Below are 3,779 nucleotides of genomic sequence, written 5' to 3' on the forward strand. Positions count from 1 at the left end.
TAGGAACCTTCATCCTCACACCCCAGGACCCCTCCACATCTTGTGCCTCACCGCATCAGCACCGAACCGGCTTCATGCACTCCCGATCCGGAAGAGCCGCCATCCGCAGTGGGCCCTGTGGAGAAACCGCCTACCCGTACGCCAGAGAAGAACAAGATCAGCTCATGCCCTCAGGACTCCGCGGCCAGGCTCCGCGGCCCGTGGAAGATCGAAGCTGGGAAGCTAATTCAAGCCAGCAATTTGCGCCGGGGGGAAGTTCCACTGTTGGTTGGGTGCACCGGTGCAGTCCCAGATCTGTACTTGTACACCGTCTGCGGATACGTTGTCGGTCACGTCCATGCATTTGCCGTCGGCCTGGTTGATGATCGCACCGCCCGGGTTACCGTCCTCGGTTACTGCTGGGTCGAGAGTCCACTTTTGGCCGGGATTGCCGTGGCAGGGATTCAAAACTACTTGCGATCCGTTTCTTTGCCCTCCGGCATCGAACCCGTCCTCGACGACGTCGATGCACTTGTTCGTGGCCGGGTTTCGGAATTCGTGATCGGAGGTGTAAAACCATTGCTGGGCCTTGTCGCCGCTGACGAAGTCCTTCATTTGAATGTGCGGGGTGCTCGAACCAGGGATGTCGACAGGTTCCAATACACGCCCATTCAGGCCGAAAATGGGCGAATCAAGCACTTTGATCGACGTCAACGGCATTCCACCAGCATTAACCGTCGGCAACAGTACGTCAGGATTGAGTACAGCACCAACCACCGAGGATGGCGGCGGGTCAAGTGGTGCACAGTAGACGATGGTGTCGCTGTCTCCGGCGTTGTTGTGTGATACGGCAATGACGCGGAAGAAGTTGTCTGCCGAACCGAACGTGTTGGCATCTGGGTCCGAACTGGTGGAGACGCGGAGCGTGGGTTCGATTACTTGACCGGCGTTGCCGGCTGTGATGGTTACGTCGATGCCCGGGAAAGTGAGGAATCCGGGATTCTTCTGTGTGGCCCACCCATTACTGTGACCTCCCTCGAACGCCAATGCCTCATCGGAATTGAGGTCACTGGGCCTACCCTCCTCGTTGATGTCCATCCGCAGGATGGACCCATTGTCATCCTTTTTTCCATTCGGGTCGATCCGGGTTATCGTCGGTGTGTTCTGGAAGGGCGTTGTCGGGTCGGACGCGACCTTCGCGCTCACGAATTCGGTGCCCGGGGGAATGTCGACGTCATATCTGATGTTTCGCCACAGGACGAGGCTGCCGTCGTCGAGAATTTTGTGTGTGGTAATGGGATCCGGTTGAATCCGGTAGGTGAACTCCTGTCCACGCGTAACCGTTTCCGGTGCCATGATTTGGACACCCCACGCATTGGCACCGGTCCCAGTCGCACCGCCAGTAAAGACGGTCCCAGTGTTTGGTTTACGGTTTGGGCCGATCAACTGGCAGCTGGTTTGAAAATTGACGTCTGTCGTCTTCACATCGTTGCCTGGTAGTGGATCGAGGGCCGAAGCGACTCCGGTGGGGAACAGGAGTGTTCCCGCGGCGAGGACGGTGGCTGTTGCTGCAACGGTGGACCAACGGTTTATGCGTTTCACGTGTGCTCCAGAACTCTTTGTAAACCATGCAACGGTATGAGATTGTTTCGGCTGTCGGATGAGCCCACAGTCGTGGTAGTCGAGATGTGCGGCCCAGCCAATCGTCTTCTGCCGCCATAGAGTTCAGGATTTTCTTAGGTTTCCTGGTTCTTGGTATCTAGCCAGACGGGTGGAGTGTAGAGCTAACCATCTCGAGTAGCAATGGGCCGTTCACTTTAATGTCGGCGTCTCCAGTGGTCCTGCCGAAGCCATCAACGGACGCCGCGCACACCTCCGCGGGAGCGCCCTCCGAGGGGCATCAACCACCACATCTTGTGGTCCCTGATCCATTCCGGCTGGCTTCGAGAACGGATCAACGCACTCTGAACCGTGAAGAGCCGCATTACTCCGCAGCAAGAGAGGCTGATCACATGTTGGCGACGGACGAGTGCTTCATCGCGGTACACGGCACTCTCCGCCGCCATCCGTGGATCGGCATCGAATCCCTCGACGGAGACTCGTACATGCTGTTCAACACGTTCGCCAGAGTTTCTGGGATGGTCCAGTACAGCTATTACAGTGTCGGACGGCACCTATCTCCCGCAGGAGAGCGCTGTGCTGTGGGATATGGAGGAGGCCGGCGGGAACTGGTCCGACGAGCTAGAGCATGTTGTCGGCAACGTCCTATGGGTGCAGGTCGGACTTTCGAATACAGCAAAGCAGGCCGGTTTGCCGGTCGCTCAGTTCGTCGCCTGCAACGAGAAGGTGTTGGAGCGAATAGGGGTCGTAGACCTCACCGGTGTCCAACTGATGCTTCCAGTCGGCAAAGCTCCCGCTCGCCGAACAGTAGGGTTGGATCCCATACTTGCCGCATCGGATCCAGCGAACTCGACCATCGTGCCGGTCGAGATCGATGGTGGCGAGGACGATACCTGTATCCGGAACGTAACTCAGATTATCGATGAGTTGACTACGGCCTGCGCAAGGGACGAAATTCGGTTCGGCAGTGCGGCGATATCCCAGTCTTCTTCGTATCTATTCAATGAGCTTGCGGGAATGGACCGCACCGCCTGGATGGGGCAGAGCGTTGGGCGGATCGAGACGCAGGTATCAGTGCGAGAATTCTCGCTGGATACCAGCGGCCACCTCGCGGCTCACATAGCGCGGTCGTGCCAACTGGCGGGCGTGACGAGTTCGGTTCTCATCACCCTTCGTCGCGACGTGGTTGCGCTCGATCTGCGTTGACGAGTCCATCTGCTGTTGATGCTCGGCGGACCTCACGCGTATCGGCGACCTTCCCCTGATGCAACTCCCATCGAGAGGCCGACGGATCGGTGAGTGAGTTCGGTGGTTTGATGACCGGGTGACTGACAGCGTTGTGGCCTCCGTTCGTGCGCACCTGCTCGAGCAGATCGGGGGACCGGAACCGACGGCGGCCTCGGTGACGTTCCTGGGCGTCGAACCTCTCGACGTGCTCCGGTTCGCCCTCGACGACGAGGGCCTGGTGCGGTATGTGACCGTGGGCTGCTCCCGGCATCCGATGGGCGATCCGGGCGAGTTGGTGGCCGACCCCCTGCGCGGCCCGCGCGCCGAACTCGTCCTCACCCTGAGCGGCGGCGCGGGGGTGGCGTCTGGCGTCGCAAGGACGCTGGCAATCCTGGCGGCTTCGCCGTCCGTGGAAGGCGTGGTGCTGGTCCAGGATGCGCTGCTCGATGTGGGGGAGCCTCTGTGGAAGGACGCACCGTTCACCTCGGTGTTGCTCGATGAGTCGACGGTCGCAGACCTTCCGCTACCGGAACCGGCCGAGTCCGTGCGTTTCCTCGCGGCGGTACCGTTGACCGGAAACGAGGCGGCGTGGGTGCGATTGCGTGGCGCTGATGCGCTGCGTGAGGCGTGGACGGAGGCGGGCATCGACGTCCGCGATCCGAATCGCGGCGCCGCATCCCTCTAAGAGTGCGTCTGCAAACTCGGTGTCGGTGTGTGACTGGTGCGGAATGAGTGAACTCCTGGTAGGTCGGTAGGTGCGTGTACCACGACCAACCAGGAGTTCACTTGTCATCATCTCCCATCGTGCTGTGCCCGTCATGCCCCACCCCGGACAATGCGAGGGCACACCGGTGCGCGGTGTACCCGTCGTCGTCGGTTACGAACGCACAATGGGCGCTTCTCGAACCCCTGCTCCCACCACCCGGCAACACCACCGGCAGCGGTGGCCGACC

The 3,779-nt window shown here is 60.2% G+C and carries 3 protein-coding genes and 2 pseudogenes; 4 read left to right on the plus strand and 1 reads right to left on the minus strand.

The features are described from left to right. Nucleotides 1–222: 222 nt before the first annotated feature. Nucleotides 223–1,335, minus strand: a complete 1,113-nt coding sequence (locus RM2_RS22700) for an RICIN domain-containing protein (protein WP_139277920.1) — start codon at nt 1,333–1,335, stop codon at nt 223–225. Nucleotides 1,336–1,792: 457 nt separating this feature from the next. On the opposite strand from RM2_RS22700, the pseudogene RM2_RS25485 reads away from it, so the two are divergent. The 4 genes and pseudogenes from RM2_RS25485 to RM2_RS26035 form a co-directional block, all read left to right on the plus strand. Then, nucleotides 1,793–1,947 (plus strand): annotated as a pseudogene (locus RM2_RS25485) (ISL3 family transposase); the annotation flags it as partial. Nucleotides 1,948–2,139: 192 nt separating this feature from the next. Beyond that, entirely contained in the window at nt 2,140–2,805 is a 666-nt protein-coding gene (locus RM2_RS22705; protein ID WP_072691720.1) for a hypothetical protein, read from the plus strand. Nucleotides 2,806–2,923: 118 nt separating this feature from the next. After that, a complete protein-coding gene (locus RM2_RS22710; protein WP_174553885.1) occupies nt 2,924–3,511 on the plus strand; it encodes a suppressor of fused domain protein in 588 nt (195 codons plus the stop codon). Between the two features lie 173 nt (nt 3,512–3,684). Next, a pseudogene (locus tag RM2_RS26035) lies at nt 3,685–3,779 on the plus strand (IS5 family transposase); the annotation flags it as partial.

This window comes from Rhodococcus marinonascens NBRC 14363 (assembly GCF_001894885.1).
GTDB lineage: Bacteria > Actinomycetota > Actinomycetes > Mycobacteriales > Mycobacteriaceae > Rhodococcus_F > Rhodococcus_F marinonascens.